The sequence below is a fragment of the Lactococcus sp. LG606 genome, from assembly GCF_017309645.1.
Lineage (GTDB): Bacteria > Bacillota > Bacilli > Lactobacillales > Streptococcaceae > Lactococcus > Lactococcus petauri.
In genome coordinates, this window is record NZ_CP071301.1 from 1,007,942 (window position 1) to 1,030,367 (window position 22,426).

The window sequence follows — 22,426 nt, forward strand, 5'->3', positions numbered from 1 at the left end:
TATTATTAACTTAGTTATTATACCAAATTTTTGTGCCTTTTTGGTGTAGACTACAAAGAAAAGAGCTTGCACAGGCAAACTCTTTTACACACTATCCATACGCGCTAATATAAAGGCTAGAACGAAACAGAGCCCTAATGGTAGAGCCACTACCATCACGTATAAATTTAGCATTGAAATTAAAATATAGAAACTTCCAATAACTAACTGATAAAGTTGCCATATTCCACCTGTTGGTCGATCCATCCGAATAAAGGAGACCCAATTTACAATCATGATTGACATAACGATGACAAACACTAAAGCAAAAAGTTTCAATAGAAAAAGGCCACTATGCCCTGCAATGGTCAGAGTCATTTCCAGATCTTTTTCTTCCCAGTTAATTATGAATCGAATAAAGGCAAACATCATTAATACAGCAATAAGGGTTGTAAAAACACTCCCAATCAAGGCACAAATTTTCGCTCGTTTCATCTTTTCTCCGTTGGTTTGATGACTGTATTTTATAACTATAAGCTTAAATTAACACTAAAGTAGTGCAGATATTCAAAAAGGAAAGCTCTCAAAAAATTTTTAAGTTTTTCGTCCATGATTCCAATCTGACTGTAGGTAGAATGAACGCTACACATTAAAAACAATCAAAGATAATAAAAAACCATAACATTTTGTCATGATTTTTTAAACTCTATATTATTTAAGTGCTTGAGCAGCTGTAATAATAGCAAGTTTATAAACATCTTCTTCGTTACTTCCACGAGAAAGGTCAGAGATTGGTGCGTTCAAACCTTGCAAGATTGGACCAATTGCTTCAAAGTTTCCTAGACGTTGAGCAATTTTGTAGCCAATATTACCAGATTGGATATCTGGGAAGATAAATACATTTGAACGTCCTGCCACTGGGCTATCTGGTGATTTTTGACGGGCAACTGCTGGAGAGAACGCTGCATCAAATTGAAGTTCGCCATCGATATCAAGCTCTGGATGTTCTTCTTTGACCAATGCTGTTGCTTCAACGACTTTAGTCACATCATCTGATTTACCTGAACCTTTAGTTGAGAAAGATAGCATTGCAACTTTTGGATCAATATCAAAGAGTTTTGCTGTTTCCGCTGAAGCCACAGCGATATCCGCCAAGGTATTTGCATCTGGATCAATGTTAATCGCACAATCGGCAAAGATATACTTTTCATTATCGTCACGGCCACGGACCATAATGAATGCACCTGATACGGATTTCACACCTGGTTTAGTTTTAATGATTTGTAGGGCAGGACGGACAGTGTCCGCAGTTGAATGAACTGCACCTGAAACCATACCATCAGCGATACCCATATGTACAAGCATTGTTCCAAAATAGTTTGAATCTTTAAGGATTTCGCGCGCTTGCTCTTCTGTTACTTTACCTTTACGACGTTCAACAAAAATTTCGACCATTTTCTCAAAACGTTCACAGTTCAATGGATCATAGATTTGAAAACCATCTGGATTAATCCCACGTGAGATTAAAGTACCTGTTACTTCAGAGATATTCCCAATAAATACTGGGGTAATCAATTTATCTGCGTACAGACGGTTAGCTGCGCCTAATACACGCGCATCTGTTCCTTCAGGAAAGACAATTTGTAAGCCTTTGCCAGAAATTTTTTGTTTGAGCGATTCAAAGAGTTCCATAATACTTCCTTTTACTATTTTTAGAATTTCAATAATGATTATATCACAATGTCACAAAAAATGCCCACTTATGTAAACGTTTTTTTAATATTATGGATAGAAGAGTTTCTTCTGTACATTCTTTTTTCGAATAAAAAAAACAATCTTGCGATTGCTTCTTACTCTCCATGCAAAATACTGGCGATCTTCGTAGTTAAGATATCTACCCCAACAGTATTTGAAACGCCTTCTGGAATAATGACATCCGCATATCGTTTCGTTGGTTCAATAAATTGATGATACATCGGTTTTACAGCATCCATATATTGTGTAATAACAGAATCTAAAGTACGTCCACGTTCTTCAATATCGCGACGGATACGACGTAAAATGCGTACATCATCATCTGTATCCACGAACACCTTAATATCCATTAAGTTACGCAGTTTTTCGTTTTCTAAAACTAAGATTCCTTCTACAATCAAGACATCTACAGGTTCTTGTCGGTAAGTTTTTTCACTGCGTGTATGGTTGGCATAATCATAGGTTGGGATATCAACAGCACGACCATTTTGCAACTCTTTTAATTGGGCAATCAGGTAGTCTGTATCAAAAGCCAATGGATGGTCGTAGTTTGTCTTTGTACGTTCTTCAAATGTTAATTGTGATTGATCCTTATAGTAACTGTCATGTTCAATCATAGCAATATTTTCATCTTTAAACATAGATAAAATTGCTTGAGACACGCTGGTTTTCCCACTTGCTGAGCCACCTGTTACACCGATAATCAATGGTTTTTTCAAAATTACTTCTCCATATTTTATGTATCCACTATAACTTCAATTTCTTAGGGATATTATGTTATTCTCCCTATTTTATCATAAAACTGAACCAGCTTCAGCTCTAAAAACTATTTCAAACCAATCTTTTTTATCACTTAAAAAATTTAGTGACTTTTATTTTCACAGCTCATGCGTTAGTTTTAAATGAGTTTTACCAAAAAATTTGCTATAATGGTTTTAATAAATTTTTGATAAGAAAAGGGGTGTATGATGCTTAAACTTGGAATTATCGGTACTGGGTGGATTAGTGGATCTTTTGTCGAAGCTGCCCATCTCACCAAAAAATATAGTCTTGAGGCTGTTTACTCACGTAATCTTGAGAGTGCAGTATCTTTTACAGAAGACTTTGACGATATCGAACTTTACGATGATTTAGATGATTTTTTCAAGCATGATTTGGATATCATCTATATTGCCAGCCCAAATGCTATCCATTTTGAACAAGCGAAGGCTGCTATTTTAGCAGGTAACAATATCATCGTTGAAAAACCAGCGTTTTCAAATCCACAAGAATTAGCTGAAATTATCAAGTTAGCGGATGAAAATGACGTTCTCTTTTTCGAGGCTGCCCGAAACATCCATGAGCAAGCCTTTGAGACCATCAATTTATTCTTAGCAGATAAAAAAGTTGTTGGGGCTGATTTTACCTATTCAAAATACTCTTCAAAAATGCCTGCACTATTAGCTGGAAAACTTCCCAATAAATTCAACAGTAAATTTTCTGGTGGCTTGCTCGCTGATTTAGGTGTCTATCTCCTCTATGCAGCTGTTTATTGGTTTGATAAACCTCAATCTGCTTGCTACGATGCAGTCGTTTTGCCAAGTGGTGTGGATATTTCTGGTATTGGAAGCTTGGATTATGGTGATTTCAAAGTTGCAATCAAATGCGCAGGAAACCTCACAAGCTATCTCTCAAGTGAAATTTACACAGATCAAGGTACCTTGATTTTAGATGGTGTCAATGCTATAACCTCTGCAAAATTTATTCGTTTTGATGGAAGCAAGGAAGTTATCAAGGTTACACCGCCAAAACATTCTCTCTTTGATGAAGCTCTCCACTTTGCTGAAATCATTGAAACTATTTCTACTCCTGCTGCTCGCTCACTCTACAAAGACTTACACCAGTTGGCACAAGATGTTTCCGAAACAAGTTATATGATGCGCCAAAGTGCAGGAATTGTCTTTGAAGCTGATAAAAAATAAGATTTAATCATTGACTCCATATCGGAGTCTTCTGATCCCTTAGTTAAATTGGATATAACCCGGACCTCCTAAGTCTGAATCGCCAGTTCGAACCTGGCAGGGATCATTAAAAAAAGCTTCCTTAAGGAAGCTTTTTTTATACTTATTCAATTGAGGCATAAAACCTATAAAGGAGAATATGGGATTCGAACCCATGCGCGGTTTTACCCACCTATACACTTTCCAAGCGTACCTCTTCAGCCTCTTGAGTAATTCTCCAAATGTTAATTATCAATTTTCAAAATATATTATACCATATCCTCTGCCATAAATGCCAATTTATGTGTAGTTTGTGATAACAATAATTAAAAAACTCTTCCACATGACATGGAAGAGTAGGAGTTTTATGAAAAAATTTTATTGGAATAAATGTATTATACTGTTTGCTCCTTAAAAGGAGCTCAAGTCAAAATAAACTGAAACAGAAATATACTTTTACTTCTTTTAAAGTAGTCCTGCATCTTTAAGGATATCTTCAAGATAGGTACCTTTTATCTTCTTCAAACCAAATTTCAAAGATTCTTTTTTCAAAAGAGGCAAATCCATTTCCATCAATTTCTTTTTGTCTGAAAGATAATAAACCGAGCGAGCTAGTGTGCGCAAGTCGTAAGCCGAAGCAAAAACTTCAGGGACACCACGCTCTACATTTAGAAATTGATAAACAGCTTCCATCGCGGTACGTACCGAATACTCGGTTGTGAAGACCGTATCTCTCTCTGTCTCAGCAAAATTCCCAATAAAGGCAAGATTCACAGAATTTTCCGGAATCACTTGAGGACGATCCCCTGGCTCACGTAACATAAAGTAAGAGGTAATAAAGGGCATATAAACTGGAATCGTATTAGTATTTTCTTTAACAAATTCCTCTATTTCTGCTTCAGGCATACCCAAATGATAAAGGAGCTCTTGTGTTATTTCCTCACCGGTACATTTCTCAATTGGTTTTTTAATATAGTTCCCTGGTGTATTAGACAAGAGACCATAAACCCATGTCACAGTTTCACCATCTTTTTGTTCCTTAAAATGAGGTTGACGATGGGTAGTGAAACTCATCAGCCAGTTTGAATCCTTAATAGTGATAATTCCGCCTGTCACAACTTTACCTGAACGTAATTCACGATGAGTTAGTTTTTCAAAATAAGGTTGAATTTTGAGATTCTTCCAAGTCACGGTCGCCGATACAAACCAACTTTCATCAGGTAAGTTGTCATAAAAGACTTTTGGTTTCCCAAATTCGGGTGACTGCGCAGCCAGATTTTTCCAAAGTTTCCAAGAGCCACCTAAATCTTTTGTAATTGGCGCTGCTTCTGTTGGACTTCCTTGTGTTGAACTTTCAGTAATTGAACCATTCGTCACAAAAACAAGGTCATCTTCCGTCAAGTCTTGTACTTTTCCATCTGCAAATATAATCTTCTTAGCTACTTTTTTGTTGTTTGAAAAATCCACTTCAATATTTTCAACTTGTGCTTCATATTGGAAGATTACACCATGGTCTTTCAAAAAGGCAAGCAAGGGTTTTACTAAAGATTCGTATTGATTATACTTTGTAAATTTTAGTGCTGTGAAGTCTGGTAACCCTTTGATGTGATGAATAAATCGCATAATGTAGCGGCGCATTTCAATCGCTGAGTGCCATTTTTCAAAAGCAAACATTGAGCACCAGTAAAGCCAAAAGTTTGATTCAAAAAATTCTTCACTGAAAACATCTTCAATTTTTTTGCCGACCAAACTTTCTTCCTGTGCCATGAAAAGCTTCACAATTTCATCTTGAGCTTGTCGACTTAAGGTAAATTGTCCATCATCAGCAACACGTTCACCACGATTCGCAATAATGCGACAATTAGAAGAGTTAGGATCATCCTTATCTAAATAGTAAAATTCATCTAAAACTGAAGCATTTTCTACTTCCAGACTTGGAATAGAATGAAAAAGATCCCAAAGACACTCAAAATGGTTTTCCATTTCACGTCCTCCACGAATCACAAAGCCATCATGTGGAATAAACGAACCGTCTAAAGAGCCGCCTGAAAGAGAAAGTTCTTCTAAAATATGAATACGACTCCCTGGGACTTGACCATCTCTGATCAGAAAGACAGCCGCAGCCAGTCCTGCAAGACCTGCCCCGACAATATAGGCAGACTTCTTGTCAGCCTCTTGTGGTTTTCTTGGTCGAACAAAAGCTTCATAATTTCCGTTTGTATAACGCATATTCAATCCCTCTTTTCTAATTGTTCTTATAATTTGATTATATTCTTAAAAGAGAGCGATTTCAAATTTCTTCTGGCTCTTTTGGACAAGTCTATATTTTTTGAGTAAAAAAGAAGCTCAAACAAAAACCAGCTCCTTATCTTGATATCACTTGCTTCATTTCACCCTGTATATTACCTTTTTACTAAAATCTTTTCTGTGTTTTCTTTTTATTTTTTGCACAATGTAATGCTCTAAGTTTTTGTCTCTTTTTAGCATGATAGATTGCCAAAGCATGTATGAGAATAGAGACAAAGAAGAGAAGAAAAATCTCTCTAAGTGTTATCCGTTCAGAAAATAAGAGCAAGACAGAGAAATTCACTACAAATATAAAGACGTAATAAGCACGCTCTTTATTATTTTTCATAAGCTCTATGGGATAGATACTGTTCGAGAAAGAGATACTCGTGCAAGGTAAACTCCAACGCTTTTGAATCTGGTTCTTGCTCTACATTCACATTACTCGCTTGAACCATACCAACGGCTGATGGCATTGATGCCGATAATAAAGTTAAACCTGAGATACTCATAATTATAAATTTTTTCAATTTCTTCTCCATAAGATTTTCCCTTTCTTGATCTAACGCTGAAGCACTTCATCCAGCACACTTTATTTGCAGTTTCCTTTTTAAAGTTTTACTCTCCTTTCATCAAAGGCCTTTTTATTTGATTAATAAAAGGTTAACAAGCTTATCTTAAGTCAAACTGAATTTTATATACTATTCTATTAATTTAATGAGCCGTTTTTGGCTCACTTTATTTGAAGACCAAACTAATAAATTTTAAAACAAAAAAACACCCTAAGGAGGCGCTTTTTTATGCTTAATGTGCTACTGGATTGCTAGCAATAATTTCCATATTACCTGAAAGTTGCCATTGCTCAATCCCTGTAGGGAGGATGAAGTGGTCGCCTTTCGATAATGCATACGTTTTATCAGCCACCGTAAGTTGTCCTTTTCCTTCAAGAATAGACACGAGCATATAGTCTGCTGTAGCTTCAAAGTCTTGTGTACCGTGAATTGACCATTTATAAACGTCAAAGAACTCTGATTTTACCAAAGTTGTTAAGTCTGCATTTTCTTCTTTAACAACTTGGACTTTATTTTCTGGTGTTTGATCCCCTGGTATGTGAAGCACATCAATTGATTGTTGTATGTGTAATTCACGAAGATTGCCTTGGTCATCCTTACGGTCGAAATCATATACACGGTAAGTTGTGTCGCTTGATTGTTGCGTTTCCAGAATAACAATGCCCGCACCAATTGCATGCATTGTTCCTGCAGGTACATGGAAGAAATCACCTGCTTTGACTTTAACTTTGCGTAGTAAGTGATCCCAGTCTCCAGAATTAATCATTTCTGCAAGTTCTTCACGTGATTTTGCATTATGTCCATAAATAATCTCAGAACCTTCTTCTGCTGAAATGATATACCAACATTCTGTTTTACCAAGCTCGCCTTCATGCTTCATGCCGTATTCATCATTTGGATGAACTTGCACTGAAAGCCAGTCATTGGCGTCCAAGATTTTTGTTAAGAGAGGAAATACTTCTTCTTTCGTATTGCCGAAAAGCTCACGGTGTTGGTCAAATACCTTGTCTAATTTTTGTCCAGCGAATTTTCCATTTTTAATTGTTGAAACACCATGTGGATGAGCTGAAATTGCCCAGTATTCACCGATTTTATCAGATGGTAATTCATAGCCAAAAGATTTAAGGTGATCACCACCCCAGAGTTTTTCTTGCAATACGGAATCTAAAAATAATGGTTCTATTGACATTTTTTCTCCTCATTTGTTTAATAATACTTCGTTCATTATAGCACAAAAGCGGTTTATTTTTCCTGTACAAGCAATCTTTTTGTATTTTTATAAAATAAAAAAGCTTCCTCTAAGGATTCGCTCTTTTATCTTGTATCAATCTTCTTTTCATAAAATCGCTTTTTAGTGACAGTCAGTATTTAAAATTTATATGAGATAAAACATTCGGTATTTCAGCAACAAATAATGCAATAATCACAAATAAAATTGCAATCAAAGCAATTTCCCACACCATCAAGATAACCAATGGATGAACACCATCAATATATAATTTATCTGCAATTTTGTCCATCCAGTGTTGTTTCATAAACATAATATATCAGATAAATTATAAAAACGCAATCGTTAGTCTCCAATTTATTGATAATTACTCGCTTTAATGCTGATAATTATTATCAAATTCATCGACTTCGATATATATGTAAGACTTTTTGTCCGGCAGTGCTTTTCGAATATCTTTTTCGATTGCATTAATAATTTCATAGCTTTGTGCTTCATACTCTGCTGGAATATCAATCTTTGCCGCAATTAGAATCTCAGTTGGACCGATGTGGATTGTCTTGATATCAATCAACTGTTTAACTGTTTCACGAATAAAGCTACGTGTTATTTTTTCTAAATCTGAAGCAGTGACACTTTCACCAACAATTAAACTATAGAACTCTCGCACCAAAAAGACTGCTGCTGCCATGAGCAATAAACCAATCAAGATTCCGGACAGAGCATCATACATGGGGTTTCCTGTAAGAAAAGTGAGGACTGTTCCTCCAAGGGCTAACATTAAACCAATAATGGCACAGAAATCCTCCGCAAAGATAACTAAAATCTCACTGTGTCGACTCTCATGCAAAAATCTAAACAAGGGTAATTTTTCGGTATTGAGCTCTTTAATTTCTTTAAAAGCAACGCGAAGTGAACTGCCCTCTATAATCATGCCAAAGAGTAAGATAGCAATCAGAAGCAAAGGATTATTGACCTCATGAGCAGGGTGGACCAGCTTGTCATAAGCCTCCATTACACCAATAACGCCACCACCAAAAAACAGGAAAGTAGCGACTAACATGCTAAAAAAGTATTTTGCACGCGCTTCTCCAAAAGGATGGACCTGGCTTTGTGCTCTTTTGGCACGCTTATCACCAAAAAGCAACAAAACTTGATTTCCACAGTCAACTAAACTGTGTATACTTTCGTTGAGCATTGCCGCACTACCACTTAAGGCATAACCTACAAACTTACTTATTGCCACTAGTACATTGGCACCAAGGGCTGCAATAACAGAACCCATGCCGCCAGTATGTTCTTTTTCTACCATAATATTTTTTTCCTTACTAAACTTTATATTTTGATCTTAACACAATAACCTAACCACGCCTTTAAGCGTATCTTTGTGTGCTTTGCCATGAGTATTATAGCACAGTCCCTTCATTTTTGCAGGTTTCTCTATAAAAAAATAAGCACTCACAATTGAGGCTTATTTTTTTATTAATATTCTGGTTTATCCAGATTACGGAGAAGTTCGTCGATTTTTGAACCATATTCAACAGATTCATCTTTGGCAAACTTCAAATCCGGGATACGGTACATGGTCATACGTTGTGCTAACTCACGTTTAACAAGACCTGTAGCTTTTTCCAGACCTTTTTTAGCTTTTTCATTGTCACTGGCAAGGTTAGACAGCAAGCTGTAATAAACTGTTGCTTGACTCAAATCACCTGTCACTTGAACATCTGTAATATTCACATCTTGAACGCGGGGATCTCGAATCTTATGACGCAAAATATCATTGATTTCACGTTGGATTTCGACAGCCACACGGTCACTGCGGAAGGAAGTGCCCATAATCATTCTCCTTTTTTATTTTTTCCTCAAACATTTTAAATTTTAACGCTTGATTTCAACCATTTTATAAACTTCAAATGTATCGTCAACAAGAATGTCGTTGTAGTTTTCTACCATCAAACCACCTTCTTGTGCATTACCGACTTCTTTAACATCATCTTTGTAATGTTTCAAGCTAGCGATAGCTCCATCATGGATAACTACACCGTCACGAATAACTCGAACGCTGGCATCACGTTGAACTTTACCACGGATAACCATAAATCCGGCAATTGTACCAACTTTAGAAACGTTGAATGTTTCACGGACAATCGCTTCACCGATAATTTCTTCTTTGTATTCTGGATCCAGCATACCACGCATGGCTGTTTCGATTTCTTCAATAACTTTATAGATGATGCTGTGAAGACGAATATCTACATCTTCATGTTCCGCTTGCTCACGTGCAAGTCCCGTTGGACGAACATTGAAACCGATAATAATCGCATTTGAAGCTGCTGCTAATGAAACGTCTGATTCACTAATCGCACCAACTGCCGCGTGAACGATATCAACTTTTACACCTTCAACATCAATTTTTTGTAAGGAAGCAGCCATCGCTTCAGCTGTACCTTGTACATCAGCCTTGATGATGATGTTAACTGTTTTAACTTGACCTTCTTTAAGTGTATCAAAGAGGTTATCAAGACTTACACGGCGAGTACTTTGACGTTTAATCAATTGGGCACGTTTGGCACGTTCTTCACCAGCTGCACGTGCAGATTTTTCATCTTCAAAGACGGCGAAATGATCACCAGCTTGAGGCACATCAGAGAGACCTGTCAATTCGACTGGTGTTGATGGCAAAGCTTCTTTAATACGACGACCCAAGTCATTTGTCATCGTACGTACACGACCATATGTGTTACCAACAACGATTGGGTCTTGAACGTGAAGTGTACCTTGTTGTACCAAGAGTGTGGCAATAGCACCACGTCCTTGGTCAAGACGTGCTTCAACAACTGTACCAATAGCACGGACAGTTGGGTCTGCTTTAAGTTCTTGCATTTCAGCAACAAGCAAAACAGTTTCCAAAAGAGCATCAAGATTTTGATTGAATTTAGCTGAGATTTCAACAAATTCAGATTCACCGCCCCAAGCTTGTGACATAACACCGTGTTCAGCTAATTCTTGAATTACACGCTGTGGGTTTGCACCTGGTTTATCAATTTTGTTAATGGCAACGATGATTGGTACACCAGCAGCTTTTGAGTGATTGATAGCTTCAATCGTTTGTGGCATAACACCATCATCAGCAGCAACAACCAAGATTGTAATATCGGTTACTGAGGCACCACGTGCACGCATGCTTGTGAATGCTTCGTGCCCTGGTGTGTCCAAGAAAGTGATTTTCTTATCTCCAGTTTTGATTTGATAAGCACCGATATGTTGTGTGATACCACCAGCTTCACCTTCAGTGACACGAGATTCACGGAAACGGTCAAGCAAGGTTGTTTTACCATGGTCAACGTGACCCATGATTGTAACAACAGCTGGACGTTCTACCATGTTTTCTTCGTTAAGGTAACCTTCTTCAACGAAAAGACGTTCAATATCAGATTGGTCTTCTTCCACTTTTTTAACTGGAATAATACCATAATCCATAAGGATTAATTCCAAAGTATCTTCATCAAGAGATTGGTTTTGATTAACCATTGTTCCCATCATGAAAAGTTTTTTGATGATCTCAGCTGGTTCACGTTTGATTGCTTTTGCAATATCTTGAACGTTCATTCCTTCAGCATATTCCACTGATTCTGGTAATTCATGATATTTACGAGTAGACACTGGTGCGGCAGATTGTTGGTTTTTACCTCCACGGCGACCTTTTTGATTCCAGTTTGAGTTACGTGCATTACGTACTTGATTACGGTTATCATTTACACGCAATGGTCCGCCTGGGCGACGACCATCTGAAGATTTGTCGTGTTCGTTTTTCTTGCGGTCACGATCACGGCGGTTATTGTTTTTACCTGAAGTAGCAGGTGCTGTAAATACTTCTGTTGAGGGTTTACTCTCAAATTTATTGCCGCCACGATTTTGGTTATCATTATTGCGACGATTGTCATTTTGATTGCGACCTTGTCCACCGCGACGATTGTCATTGTTACGGCGATCATTTTGACGACGTTCTTGACGAGCAGCATCTTTTTTCGCTGCTTCTTTTTTGATATCTTCTGCGCGTTTTACGACTTTGATTTGAATCCTTGGTTTTTTATCCAATGCTTTTTTAGGTTCTTCTTTCACTGGCTCAGTAGTTTTTTCTTCTTGCTTTTTCGCTGCTGGAGCTGGAGCTTCTGATTTCTTCTCTACTTTTGGCGCTGTTTTTTCTTGTTTTACTGTTTTAACTTCTTCCACTTTTGGTTCAGCCTTTACTTCAGCTTCAACCTTTGCGGCTTTTTCTGCTTCTTCTTTAGCTTTAATACGTGCCAAGATGGCAGGATCTTCAACCACTGCTTTTCCTGCAAAGGTACGTGGCGCGTCATCTTTTTTCTTTGATGTTTTCGCTTTTGACTGGGTATCTTTTGCTGGAGTAGCTGTTTTTTCTGTTGCAGTAGTTCCTGATTTCACACGTGCAATGATTTTTTCTGCTTCAGCATCTGTGACTGAACTTGAGTGAGCTTTAACAGCCAAGCCCAATTCTTGTGCAGCTGACACAAGATCAGCATTTTTCAATCCTGTTTCTTTCGCGATTTGATTAATTCGTTTTTTATCAGACAATGTTGTCCTCCTTATTTTTTAGTTAGTCATAAGGCTCTCCATTTTCTTTGCAAATCCATCATCAGCAATGGCTAACACTTTTCGATTAGCACCAATTGCTACTGAAAGTTCATTTACTGAGAACGTTTGTAAGACGCTTACCTCATAGTAACTCGATTTATCGGTGATTTTTTTGATCAAATTCTCTGACGCATCATGGGCAACAAAAACTAAACTGGCTTTGCCATTTTGAATGGCTTTAACCACAAGTTCTTCACCTGTGATGACTTTTCCTGCACGTTTAGCAAGACCGAGTAAATTCAATACTTTTTTTGTATTATTCATATTAGTCTTAGTCCGGTGCCAAGTCTGCCGAATAAGTAGCTTCTGCTAATTCACGGCGTGCAACTTGGTGTTCAACATAACTGATCAGTTCGTCATAAAATTCGTCTGAGATTTTTGTACTGAAAGTACGATCAAAGACATGTCTCTTCTTAGCGAGCTGTGCTTCTTCATTTGATAAGGCAATATAAGCACCACGGCCATGTGCCTTACCTGTTGGGTCAATGGAGATTTGCCCCTCTTTGTTAAAAGCAATACGTAAAAGATCACGTTTAGCGATTTGCTCACCAGAAACTACAGACTTTCTCATGGGAGTCTTTTTTTGTTTCATAGGCCTATTCTTCAGTTGTTGCTTCTTCTGAAACAGTTTCAGCAACTTCTTCTACAATTTCATCTACTTCTTCAACAAGTGCATCAAGCTCCGCCATTTCCTTTTGGAAATCTTCTTCGGACTTGATATCAATCTTACAGTTTGTAACGTGTGCAGCAAGACGTACATTTTGTCCACGTTTACCGATTGCTAAGGATAATTGATCTTGAGCAACAACTGCAATTGCTGAACCGTCTTCACGGATAGCCACTTGCTCGATACGAGCTGGTTTAAGTGCGTTGGCAATCAAGGTTGCTTTGTCGGCATTATATTCGATGATATCCATCTTTTCACCAGCAAGCTCACGGATAATACCTTGAATACGTGCACCTTTTGCACCAACCATTGTACCGATAGCATCGACGTTTTCATCATGACTTTCGACAATGACTTTCGCACGATCACCTGCATCACGCGCAACAGATTTGATTTCTACTGTTCCATCGTAAACTTCAGGGATTTCTTTTTCAAACATACGTTTAAGCATATCTGGCGCTGTACGGCTGATGAAGACACGTGTCCCTTTTGGTGTCAAAAGTACGTCAGTCACATAAACTTTCACTTTGTCACCAACGTGATAATTTTCTTGACTGATACGATCTTTGGCTGTCAAAAGTGCATCCACACGGCCCAAGTTAACGTAAACTGCACGCGCATCAACTTTTTCAACGGTACCCATGATGATTTCATCTTTATAACGGCTGTATTCATTGTAAATGATTGTACGTTCTTCTTCACGCATTTTTTGCATGATAACTTGTTTAGCTGCTCCCGCTGCTGTACGTGCAAAATCTTTTGGTTTTTCTTCAAACATGATTTTGTCGCCAATTTCATAATGCGGGTTTAATTCTTGGGCATCTTCAAGTGAGATTTCAAGACGGCTATCAAAGACTTCATCCACAATTTCACGTGTTGAGTAAACATTGAAGTTTCCTTTTTTCTCATCGAAAATAACTTTCACATTTTGTGCTTGACCATATTGGCGCTTGTAAGCAGCTGTGATTGCTTGCTCAATTGCTTCGATAACAATCTCTTGTTTAATGCCTTTTTCTTCTTCTAGCATTGTAAAGGCGTTAAGCATTTCCTTGCTCATTTTGTTTTTTCCTCTTTCTTGAGTTTTTTGGAAAATATTTTCTTTTTATTATTTCGGTTGAGAGACTTACTCTCAGAGCATTTAGAATTTCTTACAACTTCACTAAAGTTGTTGCTTTTGAAATCTTATCTGCTGGAATTTCAACTGTTTTCTTACGGGCTTTATCCATATATTCTACAGTTAAGGTGTTGTCCTCAAACTTCACCAAATCTCCAACAAATTCTTTTTCGCCTTCAATTTTTTGATAAAGTTTTACAAGAATGTACTCACCAATGGCACTTTGAAAATGTTCAGCTTTTTTAAGCGGACGTTCTGCACCAGGGCTTGCAACTTCAAGCATATAACCTTCGGTTGGAAATGGATCTGGCGAAATTGTGTCTAGCAAAGGTGAAAGAATTTCACTTAAATCGGCTGTGTCTTGAATCGTAATGCCATCTGCCTTATCCACCAAAAGTCGCAAAACCATATCTCCGCCAAGTTTTTCCCACTCAACATCAATCAATTCAAACTCTTCTGGTAGGTGAGGCAAGATGAAATCTTCTACTGTTTTTACAAGTATTTCTGACATCTCTTCTCCTTTCAGAAAACAACACAGAAGGAGCGTCCTCACGAACGCTCCTTTCTAGTAGTTTTTTATTTAAAACTATTATAGCACATTTTTGCGGTTTGTCAAGAGGCATGATTGCGCAGGGTGTACCGTTTAAATTTCCTAACTCGCACATAAAATTTCTTTGAAAATTCTTGAAAATCTAGCATTAAAGGGCTATGATAAAAAGAGTGTAATTTATAGGAGATGTTTATGAAAATTTATTTTCAGTTACTTATTATTTTTGGTTTTTCTTTCGTAGGAGATACGCTGTCAAACAGTTTGCATCTTCCTGTTCCCGGGAGTATTTTAGGAATGATTTTTTTATTCCTCGCGTTGCAATTTAAAGTTTTAAAATTCACTGATGTAGATGAGGTTGGGAGTTTCTTAATCAATAACATGACGATTTTATTTTTACCTGCTGGTGTGGGAATCATGGCCAAATGGTCCTTGATTTCCGATTTTTGGTGGCAAATAGCTTTGATTGTTCTTCTTGCTCTTATTGTGAATGTCTTTGTTTTAGGTCATTTGGTTCAATTTATTAAAGTCAAATATGAAGGAGATTACCTCGAACCAGAATCGTTAAAAAATAAAAGAGAGGTAAACTGATGGATGCCATTACTTCTAGCCCGTTATTTGGTTTAACACTTACTATTTTAATATTTATTATTGGTGTACGTATCAATGAAAATATACGTAAGCCTTGGACGAATCCCTTACTTTTTGCAACCCTCGTTATTATTTTGATTTTGGTTGTAGCTAAAATACCTTATGAGAATTATTACAAAGGAGGCGCGATACTAAACGACTTGATTGGTCCTTCAACTGTTGCCTTAGGTATTCCTTTGTATAAAACCTTCCAGCTCATGAAGCATCATGCAAGATCAATTTTAATCAGTATCGCTGCTGCTGCTCTTATTAATACAGTTATTACGGCCTTATTGTTAAAATTTTTCGGTTTATCAAAATTAGCTTCATTGTCCCTTTTCCCAAAATCTGTAACTACTGCGATGGCTATTGGTATCACAGAAAAAATGCAAGGTGTGACAACGATTACGGTTGTCGTGGTCGTGGCTACCGGAATCTTGACCAGTGTCCTTGGCGTGCCATTGATGAAACTTTTTAAAATTAAAGACCCTGTGGCCCAAGGTGTGGTGCTCGGCGGCACTGGACATGCCGTTGGTACAGGAACTGCTATTGAACTAGGAAAAGTTCAAGGCGCCATGGGAGCTTTAGCGATTGGCGTAACCGGGATTATGTACGTGATTTTTGCACCTTTAGTGGCACATATTATTCTGGGCTATTGAGTCTAACTGTCTGAAATTCTAACCAGTTATAATAAAAAGCTTGAAGATTAACTTCAAGCTTTTTATTATTTACGTTTACGTGCAATCAAATGAATTGGTGTACCTTCAAAGACAAAGGCTTTACGGATTTGATTTTCTAAGAAGCGCATATAAGAGAAATGCATCAGTTCCTCTTCATTAACGAAGACCACAAATGTTGGTGGTTTAACAGCAACTTGGGTTGCATAGAAAATCTTCAAACGTTTCCCTTTATCTGTCGGTGTTGGATTAATTGCTACTGCATCCATAATAACATCATTCAAGACAGAACTTGAAATACGAAGGTTTTGTGAATGATGAATTTCCTTAATCATATCTGGAAGCTTATGAAGACGTTGACCTGTTTTAGCCGAAACATAAACAATCGGTGCATAATCAAGGAATTTAAATTTCCAACGAATATCGTCTTCGAATTTTTTCATAGTGTAATTGTCTTTTTCAAGTGTATCCCACTTATTTACTACGAGAAGAATTCCCTTACCTGCATCATGAGCGAAGCCAGCAATCCGCATATCGTATTCACGAATTCCCTCTTCTGCATTGATGACCATAAGCACAATGTCGCTCCGATCAATAGCACGCATAGCACGCATTACAGAATATTTTTCTGTATTTTCGTAGATTTTCCCAGATTTACGCATCCCTGCTGTATCAATCATGAGGAATTCTTGCCCTTCTGCATCAGTAAAGCTTGTATCAATCGCATCACGTGTCGTACCTGCGACAGGGCTGGCAATGACACGATCTTCTCCAAGAATAGCGTTAATCAAACTTGATTTACCAACGTTTGGACGACCAATCAAACTAAATTTGATGACATCTGGGTTTTCTTCTTCTGTTTCTGTTGGCAGGTTTTCAATGATTGCATCAAGAACGTCCCCTGTCCCTAAGCCGTGTACAGCGGATACAGGATAAGGTTCTCCCAGACCAAGTGAATAGAAGTCGAAGATTTCCATTCGGCGCTCAGGGTTATCTACTTTATTGACAACGAGGATAACTGGTTTATCTGTACGGTAGAGAATTTGTGCTACATGTTCATCAGCATCAGTAATTCCTGTTTCTCCATCCACAACAGCTACGATAACATCCGCTTCTTCCATCGCTATCTCTGCTTGGGCACGGATCTGTGTCATGAAGGGCTCATCCGAAAGTTCAATCCCTCCGGTATCAATAAGCGAGAATTTTTTGTTCAACCATTCGCCTGTGGCATAAATACGGTCACGTGTTACTCCAGGAATATCTTCAACAATCGAGATACGTTCTCCAGCAATACGGTTAAAAATCGTCGATTTTCCGACATTTGGTCGGCCGACAATGGCTACTGTAGGTAGTGTCATTTATTTTTTATCCTTTTCTTATCAGTAATATCAGTAATAAGTTTACTTCTCTTATTCCTCATCTTCTTCTTTTCATCTAAAAGAGAAAAAGTATGCATTGTAATTATAACATTTTACTGGCTATTTTTATAGCTCTGCCTTTTCAGATTAAAAGTGAGCCCGGAATTCTTGCTCACTTTTGATTATTTTTTAAGTTTTTTAAAGGGAATCTCCTTCACACCGAGAATATCTAGGGCAAAGTTAAAGATTGGAATTCCCACGATAAGGCCCCAAACACCGAAGAAATGTTCTCCTAAGAAAAGAATCACGAAAGTGTAAAACATAGGCAGTTTTGTCTTATGGGCCATCAGATGCGGGTTGAGGACATAAGACTCAAGAGCATGGATTAAAGCAACCATCAGTAACACAAAGATGACATCCCTAATCCCGCCGATAGAATAACCGATGATGGATAAAGGAATACAAGAGACAAGTACACCAGCAACGGGAACAAGGCTCAGTAAGAAAATCATTACGCCCAAACTCAATAACTCTGGAAAGCCCATGAAGCTTAACGCAATAAGTGTCAAAGCGGTATTAACGAGAGCAATAATAAATTGCGTTTCCAAGACAACACCAAAGCCTGTAAAGAATTTGCTTGCCAGATAATAGACGTCTTCAAAGAACCAAGCAAAGTCACTTTCCAAGAAAAGAGCTGAGAATTTATTGGTTTCTTTACGATCAATAGTGAAGAAGAAACTCATTAAGAAGGCGAAAACGACAATGAGTAACCCTTTCCCAAAGCTCGTTACATAATCAACCAAAGTCCCCAAACTGCTTTGCAGTTTATCTGCCAAGTTGTATTCTTTAAAAAGATTATATATCGAATCCATCAGCGCACTCTCGCCATTGCTGTTGTTCTGGTAAAACTTACTTACTGCATTGATGAGGTGCGTGAGCTGATTGACCAATACGGGAATATATTCCGTAATGCCTAAGTAGATTAAAAAAAGAATGACACCATATAGGATAAAACCACTTATTTTACCAGGAAGTTTAATTTTTCGCTCGATAAAGCTGACAAAACGATAGGCGAGGTAGCTGAAGACGAAAGTCAAGAGCATCAGTGGGAGAATGCTTCGTACAAAATAGAGTACAGCAATGAGAAACGCCAAAACGACCCATCTTCTAAGTTTTTCATTTTTTATAAAATTTTGGTAGTATTCCATTAATTCCCATCCTTCAATTTTTATAGATTAAAAAATTGTATTTTCACATTTTCAAGCTTCTAAATTATATCATGTTTAGCATGCAAAAAGATACATCTTAAGATGTATCTTTTATATTTTATTTCTTTTTGCCTTTTTTCATTTTTTTCTGCGCCCGTTTCATGGCTTGTTTCATGGCAAATTGTGTAGCTTTACCTTTGAGCCCACCACCGAACATAGAGCTCATATCAGGTGTTCCGGAAGATGCTCCTCCTCCCATAAGACCTTGCAAGTCTCCTAGAGAGGACATATCTGGCATGCCTCCAGGCATATTTTTCATGTTTGGCATTTTACCGCCAGCGCCGCCCATCATTTGCTGCATCATTGAATTCATGTCGCCATTCATAATGCCTTGCATCATGTCTTTAGACTGATTGAATTGCTTGATGAACTTGTTAACCTCGATAAAACTATTTCCTGAACCAGCAGCAATACGTCGACGACGAGCGGGTGAAAGTTCGACTTCCAATTGACGCTCAGCTGGTGTCATAGATAGCACAATAGCACGTTTACGTGCAATGTCTTTCGGATCAACCTTAACATTTTCAATTCCTGGCATTTGTGACATGCCTGGAATCATCTTCATAATGTCTTCCATTGGTCCCATGTTTGTCACTTGGTCAAGCTGTTCCACAAAGTCGCTGTAATCAAAACGGTTTTCCGCCATCTTTTCAGCCATCTTCATCGATTGTTCTTCATCAAACTGTGCTTGAGCCTTTTCAATCAAGGTCAACATGTCCCCCATACCGAGGATACGAGAGCTCATACGATCAGGATAGAAAGTTTCCAAGTCGGTCAGTTTCTCACCTGTACCAGTAAATTTGATGGGTTTTCCTGTAATTTCTCGAATAGATAAAGCCGCACCACCACGGGTATCACCATCAAGTTTGGTAATAATAACACCACTGATATCTAATTTTTCATCAAAAGTTTTCGCTACTTGAGCAGCAACTTGACCTGTCATGGCATCAACAACCAACAGAATTTCGGTTGGTTGTGCGAGGTCTTTAATCTCTTGCAACTCGTTCATGAGCTTATCGTCAATTTCGAGACGACCTGCCGTATCAATCAAGACATAGTCTTTACGCTCCTCACGTGCTTGAGCAAGACCATTTTTAACAATATTTACCGGACTTTCGGCTGTTCCCTCATCATAGACAGGAATATCAAGCTGTTCACCTAATGTTTTTAATTGATCAATGGCTGCTGGACGATAAACGTCAGCCGCAATCATCATTGGGCGTGCATTTTGTTCTTCTTTAAGTTTTTTAGCAAGTTTACCAGCAAAGGTTGTTTTACCTGCCCCTTGCAAACCAACCATCATGATGATTGTTGGAATTTTAGGTGATTTGAGCAGCTCAGCTTCGCCGCCACCCAAAATCGCAGTTAATTCTTCGTTAACAATCGAAATAATTTGTTGCGCAGGATTCAGTGCTTCTGAGACTTCCGTCCCAATCGCACGTTCGCGAATTGCTTTGATAAACTTTTTCACTACAGGAAGAGCAACGTCGGCTTCAAGAAGGGCCACACGTATTTCTTTCGTAATTTCTGTTACATCTTGTTCTGTAATTTTCTTTTTGCCACGCAAATTTTTAAAGACATTTTGCAAACGTTCAGTTAAATTTTCAAAAGCCATATTTATATTCCAGTTCTATTATTTTATTCAGATAGTTTTATTATACCATATTCTGTCGAGGCTTAAATCCACCAGAAGTTGGAAAAATTCTAATTTTGTTCAGAAAGTTTTTGGATATCTTCAGGACGACCAATGACAAAGAGTGAATCCCCAATCATGAGTCGAGTGTCTCCTGAGGCTATTTCAACTTTTCCATTAATATGCTTAACATAGCTGATGTTTAAGTCGTAATGATTAAAATCATCAATTTCAGAAATAACCCGATTATTCATTTTACGTGAACATACTTTTACTTCTGCGAACTCAATATTCTCAGCAATGTCCACGACATTACTGATATTCTCAAAGATTAAACTTTCGGCAATCTTACGTCCCATTTCTACCTCAGGAAGAACCACACGATCAGCGCCAATTTTTTCCAAAAGACGATAATGATTTTTATCTACAGCCTTGGTTATTACTTGAGGCACTCCAGCATCTTTTGCCAGCATAGTAACTAGCACAGAAGACTGGATGTCTTCACCTATTGCTACAATAGCAACGTCAAAATCTTGAATGCCTATCTCGTCCAAGACACGTTCATCTTTTGCATCGGCAATGATGGCATTAGGAACCATATCCTTAAAAAGATTGACACGATCTTCGTTCTGGTCAATCACGAGCAAATCTGCTTCCGTTTCGGCGATCGTTTTCGCAACCGCTGAGCCAAAACGTCCCAGACCTATAACAACAAATGATTTCATATTAACCTACCATTACCTTTTCTTCAGGGTATTTATAAAGCGACTCATGACTGTCTTTGGCATTCAGAGAATAAATAATCGTAAAGACACCAACGCGTCCGATAAACATAAGAATTCCTACGATAATTTTACCTGGGATATTGAGTCCTGGAGTTACTCCCATACTTAAACCCACGGTCGATAGTGCAGAAATAACTTCGAACAAGAGCTGATCCACACGGAATTTTGGATTGGTTAAGAGCAAGGCAAAAGTTGCAATAACCATCATAAAGAAATAAAGAAAAACAGACTCATAAGCTTGTTTGACAACACTTTGAGGAATAGTTCTATTTTTAAAACTTGTATGTTTGTCACGTTTAATGATTGAACGAACATTGAGTGCTAGAACACCGATTGTTGTCGTCTTCAAACCGCCTGCTGTAGACCCAGATGTACCACCGATAATCATCAACATAATTGTCAAAAAGATACTGGCCTGACTAAACAGAGTGTATTCTTGAATAGAAAAGCCCGCGGTTCTCTGAGAAATCGATAAGAATAAACTCTGCATGGTAAAAATTGCTGGGTTATTACTTACACTTTCAAAATCAGAGATTAAAAAGAGTATCATGCCACCAAAGATGAGAAAAGTTGTTGTTGTCAATGCCAAACGTGTATGTAAAGACAATTTTCTTTGCTTTTTGTAGTTAAGCAGGTCCATCATAACGATAAAACCTAAACTGCCGCATACAATCATCGAGGCGATGACCATTAAGACATAAGGAGAATGTTCATAAAGCATGAGCGAATTACCAAACAAATCAAAGCCGGCATTACAATAAGCCGAAATAGCATGGAACACACTGTACCATAAACCTTTAACCAATCCAAACTTTGGCACAAAAGCAAAGGACAAGAGAACACTTCCGCAAAATTGAATAAGAAAAGAAATGATTAAAACATTGATAACAACACGAACACCCGAGCTAATATCAGATAGGCTGTATGATTCTTGAATAATCAAGCGGGACTTAAGCGACATCTTCTGGTTGAGCAATAAAAAGATACTGACAACCAAAGTCATAAATCCTAATCCACCAATTTCAATCAATAAAAGTAAGATAACTTGACCAAAAAGCGACCAGTGAGCGCTTGTATCAATAACGGTTAAACCTGTAACACAGGTTGCTGATACAGCTGTAAAGAGCGCATCGACAGGATGAGTAAATTGTCCTGTTTTGGAGGAAATCGGTAAACTCAACAGTGTCCCGCCCACAATGACAAGAGTCAAAAAGGCGATAAAAATAATCTGCAAAGCTGTTAATTTTTTTAAATTTTTCTGCATAAGTCGCTTGCTTACTCTCCTCTAG

General features: G+C 37.8%; 22 protein-coding genes and 2 tRNA genes. 4 read left to right on the plus strand and 20 right to left on the minus strand.

Annotated elements, in window-relative coordinates; genetic code table 11:
- Nucleotides 1–84: 84 nt before the first annotated feature.
- From J0J35_RS04895 to udk, 3 genes are all read right to left on the minus strand, one after another.
- Nucleotides 85–474 (minus strand): hypothetical protein, encoded by a 390-nt coding sequence (locus tag J0J35_RS04895; protein WP_004256197.1) that lies wholly within the window; start codon nt 472–474, stop codon nt 85–87.
- Between the two features lie 216 nt (nt 475–690).
- Nucleotides 691–1,671 (minus strand): phosphate acetyltransferase, encoded by a 981-nt coding sequence (pta, locus tag J0J35_RS04900; protein WP_004256194.1) that lies wholly within the window; start codon nt 1,669–1,671, stop codon nt 691–693.
- A gap of 158 nt (nt 1,672–1,829) precedes the next feature.
- Nucleotides 1,830–2,453 carry a uridine kinase gene (gene udk / locus J0J35_RS04905; protein ID WP_003135541.1) on the minus strand — a complete coding sequence of 208 codons (624 nt, stop codon included), beginning with the start codon at nt 2,451–2,453 and terminating at the stop codon, nt 1,830–1,832.
- A gap of 249 nt (nt 2,454–2,702) precedes the next feature.
- On the opposite strand from udk, the gene J0J35_RS04910 reads away from it, so the two are divergent.
- Nucleotides 2,703–3,695 carry a Gfo/Idh/MocA family protein gene (locus tag J0J35_RS04910; protein ID WP_206918062.1) on the plus strand — a complete coding sequence of 331 codons (993 nt, stop codon included), beginning with the start codon at nt 2,703–2,705 and terminating at the stop codon, nt 3,693–3,695.
- Between the two features lie 33 nt (nt 3,696–3,728).
- Nucleotides 3,729–3,801: transfer RNA gene (locus J0J35_RS04915), tRNA-Arg, on the plus strand.
- Between the two features lie 64 nt (nt 3,802–3,865).
- Here J0J35_RS04915 and J0J35_RS04920 read toward each other — a convergent pair.
- The 12 genes from J0J35_RS04920 to rimP all read right to left on the minus strand — a co-directional run bounded on the left by J0J35_RS04920 (nt 3,866) and on the right by rimP (nt 14,750).
- Nucleotides 3,866–3,953: transfer RNA gene (locus J0J35_RS04920), tRNA-Ser, on the minus strand.
- A 225-nt stretch (nt 3,954–4,178) separates the two neighbouring features.
- Nucleotides 4,179–5,942, minus strand: coding sequence for an oleate hydratase (locus J0J35_RS04925; protein ID WP_206918063.1), 1,764 nt, complete (start codon nt 5,940–5,942; stop codon nt 4,179–4,181).
- A gap of 395 nt (nt 5,943–6,337) precedes the next feature.
- Nucleotides 6,338–6,541 (minus strand): hypothetical protein, encoded by a 204-nt coding sequence (locus J0J35_RS04930; protein ID WP_019291795.1) that lies wholly within the window; start codon nt 6,539–6,541, stop codon nt 6,338–6,340.
- Between the two features lie 262 nt (nt 6,542–6,803).
- A complete protein-coding gene (manA, locus tag J0J35_RS04935; protein ID WP_019335467.1) occupies nt 6,804–7,760 on the minus strand; it encodes a mannose-6-phosphate isomerase, class I in 957 nt (318 codons plus the stop codon).
- Nucleotides 7,761–7,932: 172 nt separating this feature from the next.
- Nucleotides 7,933–8,106, minus strand: a complete 174-nt coding sequence (locus tag J0J35_RS04940) for a hypothetical protein (RefSeq protein ID WP_153925191.1) — start codon at nt 8,104–8,106, stop codon at nt 7,933–7,935.
- Between the two features lie 69 nt (nt 8,107–8,175).
- A complete protein-coding gene (locus tag J0J35_RS04945; protein ID WP_206918064.1) occupies nt 8,176–9,111 on the minus strand; it encodes a cation diffusion facilitator family transporter in 936 nt (311 codons plus the stop codon).
- 170 nt (nt 9,112–9,281) lie between these two features.
- Nucleotides 9,282–9,638, minus strand: a complete 357-nt coding sequence (gene rbfA / locus J0J35_RS04950; RefSeq protein ID WP_003135548.1) for a 30S ribosome-binding factor RbfA — start codon at nt 9,636–9,638, stop codon at nt 9,282–9,284.
- A gap of 42 nt (nt 9,639–9,680) precedes the next feature.
- Nucleotides 9,681–12,398, minus strand: a complete 2,718-nt coding sequence (infB, locus tag J0J35_RS04955) for a translation initiation factor IF-2 (RefSeq protein ID WP_206918065.1) — start codon at nt 12,396–12,398, stop codon at nt 9,681–9,683.
- 18 nt (nt 12,399–12,416) lie between these two features.
- A complete protein-coding gene (locus J0J35_RS04960; protein ID WP_004256177.1) occupies nt 12,417–12,722 on the minus strand; it encodes a YlxQ-related RNA-binding protein in 306 nt (101 codons plus the stop codon).
- 7 nt (nt 12,723–12,729) lie between these two features.
- Nucleotides 12,730–13,050, minus strand: a complete 321-nt coding sequence (gene rnpM, locus J0J35_RS04965) for an RNase P modulator RnpM (protein ID WP_004256176.1) — start codon at nt 13,048–13,050, stop codon at nt 12,730–12,732.
- A gap of 4 nt (nt 13,051–13,054) precedes the next feature.
- Nucleotides 13,055–14,182, minus strand: a complete 1,128-nt coding sequence (gene nusA / locus J0J35_RS04970; protein ID WP_004256172.1) for a transcription termination factor NusA — start codon at nt 14,180–14,182, stop codon at nt 13,055–13,057.
- Between the two features lie 91 nt (nt 14,183–14,273).
- Nucleotides 14,274–14,750, minus strand: a complete 477-nt coding sequence (rimP, locus tag J0J35_RS04975) for a ribosome maturation factor RimP (RefSeq protein ID WP_206918066.1) — start codon at nt 14,748–14,750, stop codon at nt 14,274–14,276.
- 231 nt (nt 14,751–14,981) lie between these two features.
- Here rimP and J0J35_RS04980 point away from each other — a divergent pair, with 231 nt between their 5' ends.
- Nucleotides 14,982–15,377, plus strand: coding sequence for a CidA/LrgA family protein (locus J0J35_RS04980; RefSeq protein WP_206918067.1), 396 nt, complete (start codon nt 14,982–14,984; stop codon nt 15,375–15,377).
- A complete protein-coding gene (locus J0J35_RS04985) occupies nt 15,377–16,075 on the plus strand; it encodes an LrgB family protein (protein WP_004256157.1) in 699 nt (232 codons plus the stop codon). The genes J0J35_RS04980 and J0J35_RS04985 overlap by 1 nt, the downstream gene beginning before the upstream one ends.
- Before the next feature lie 65 nt (nt 16,076–16,140).
- On the opposite strand, the gene der is transcribed toward J0J35_RS04985, so the two are convergent.
- The 5 genes from der to J0J35_RS05010 form a co-directional block, all read right to left on the minus strand.
- Nucleotides 16,141–17,451 carry a ribosome biogenesis GTPase Der gene (gene der, locus J0J35_RS04990; protein ID WP_004256153.1) on the minus strand — a complete coding sequence of 437 codons (1,311 nt, stop codon included), beginning with the start codon at nt 17,449–17,451 and terminating at the stop codon, nt 16,141–16,143.
- A 182-nt stretch (nt 17,452–17,633) separates the two neighbouring features.
- Entirely contained in the window at nt 17,634–18,659 is a 1,026-nt protein-coding gene (locus tag J0J35_RS04995; RefSeq protein ID WP_019293354.1) for an AI-2E family transporter, read from the minus strand.
- Between the two features lie 118 nt (nt 18,660–18,777).
- Nucleotides 18,778–20,334: a signal recognition particle protein gene (ffh, locus tag J0J35_RS05000; RefSeq protein WP_046400953.1), complete on the minus strand. Its 1,557-nt coding sequence runs from the start codon at nt 20,332–20,334 to the stop codon at nt 18,778–18,780.
- An 89-nt stretch (nt 20,335–20,423) separates the two neighbouring features.
- Entirely contained in the window at nt 20,424–21,077 is a 654-nt protein-coding gene (locus tag J0J35_RS05005; RefSeq protein ID WP_017369238.1) for a TrkA family potassium uptake protein, read from the minus strand.
- Nucleotide 21,078: 1 nt separating this feature from the next.
- A complete protein-coding gene (locus tag J0J35_RS05010) occupies nt 21,079–22,401 on the minus strand; it encodes a TrkH family potassium uptake protein (RefSeq protein ID WP_003134230.1) in 1,323 nt (440 codons plus the stop codon).
- Nucleotides 22,402–22,426 lie beyond the last annotated feature (25 nt).

Excerpts from the sequence above, each read along its gene's own strand:
- J0J35_RS04895 (WP_004256197.1), bottom strand. The coding sequence starts at position 474 with ATGAAACGAGCGAAAATTTGTGCCTTGATTGGGAGTGTTTTTACAACC.
- pta (WP_004256194.1), bottom strand. The coding sequence starts at position 1,671 with ATGGAACTCTTTGAATCGCTCAAACAAAAAATTTCTGGCAAAGGCTTA.
- J0J35_RS04910 (WP_206918062.1), top strand. The coding sequence starts at position 2,703 with ATGCTTAAACTTGGAATTATCGGTACTGGGTGGATTAGTGGATCTTTT.
- J0J35_RS04925 (WP_206918063.1), bottom strand. The coding sequence starts at position 5,942 with ATGCGTTATACAAACGGAAATTATGAAGCTTTTGTTCGACCAAGAAAA.
- J0J35_RS04930 (WP_019291795.1), bottom strand. The coding sequence starts at position 6,541 with ATGGAGAAGAAATTGAAAAAATTTATAATTATGAGTATCTCAGGTTTA.
- manA (WP_019335467.1), bottom strand. The coding sequence starts at position 7,760 with ATGTCAATAGAACCATTATTTTTAGATTCCGTATTGCAAGAAAAACTC.
- J0J35_RS04940 (WP_153925191.1), bottom strand. The coding sequence starts at position 8,106 with ATGAAACAACACTGGATGGACAAAATTGCAGATAAATTATATATTGAT.
- J0J35_RS04945 (WP_206918064.1), bottom strand. The coding sequence starts at position 9,111 with ATGGTAGAAAAAGAACATACTGGCGGCATGGGTTCTGTTATTGCAGCC.
- rbfA (WP_003135548.1), bottom strand. The coding sequence starts at position 9,638 with ATGGGCACTTCCTTCCGCAGTGACCGTGTGGCTGTCGAAATCCAACGT.
- J0J35_RS04960 (WP_004256177.1), bottom strand. The coding sequence starts at position 12,722 with ATGAATAATACAAAAAAAGTATTGAATTTACTCGGTCTTGCTAAACGT.
- rnpM (WP_004256176.1), bottom strand. The coding sequence starts at position 13,050 with ATGAAACAAAAAAAGACTCCCATGAGAAAGTCTGTAGTTTCTGGTGAG.
- nusA (WP_004256172.1), bottom strand. The coding sequence starts at position 14,182 with ATGAGCAAGGAAATGCTTAACGCCTTTACAATGCTAGAAGAAGAAAAA.
- rimP (WP_206918066.1), bottom strand. The coding sequence starts at position 14,750 with ATGTCAGAAATACTTGTAAAAACAGTAGAAGATTTCATCTTGCCTCAC.
- J0J35_RS04980 (WP_206918067.1), top strand. The coding sequence starts at position 14,982 with ATGAAAATTTATTTTCAGTTACTTATTATTTTTGGTTTTTCTTTCGTA.
- J0J35_RS04985 (WP_004256157.1), top strand. The coding sequence starts at position 15,377 with ATGGATGCCATTACTTCTAGCCCGTTATTTGGTTTAACACTTACTATT.
- der (WP_004256153.1), bottom strand. The coding sequence starts at position 17,451 with ATGACACTACCTACAGTAGCCATTGTCGGCCGACCAAATGTCGGAAAA.
- J0J35_RS04995 (WP_019293354.1), bottom strand. The coding sequence starts at position 18,659 with ATGGAATACTACCAAAATTTTATAAAAAATGAAAAACTTAGAAGATGG.
- ffh (WP_046400953.1), bottom strand. The coding sequence starts at position 20,334 with ATGGCTTTTGAAAATTTAACTGAACGTTTGCAAAATGTCTTTAAAAAT.
- J0J35_RS05005 (WP_017369238.1), bottom strand. The coding sequence starts at position 21,077 with ATGAAATCATTTGTTGTTATAGGTCTGGGACGTTTTGGCTCAGCGGTT.
- J0J35_RS05010 (WP_003134230.1), bottom strand. The coding sequence starts at position 22,401 with ATGCAGAAAAATTTAAAAAAATTAACAGCTTTGCAGATTATTTTTATC.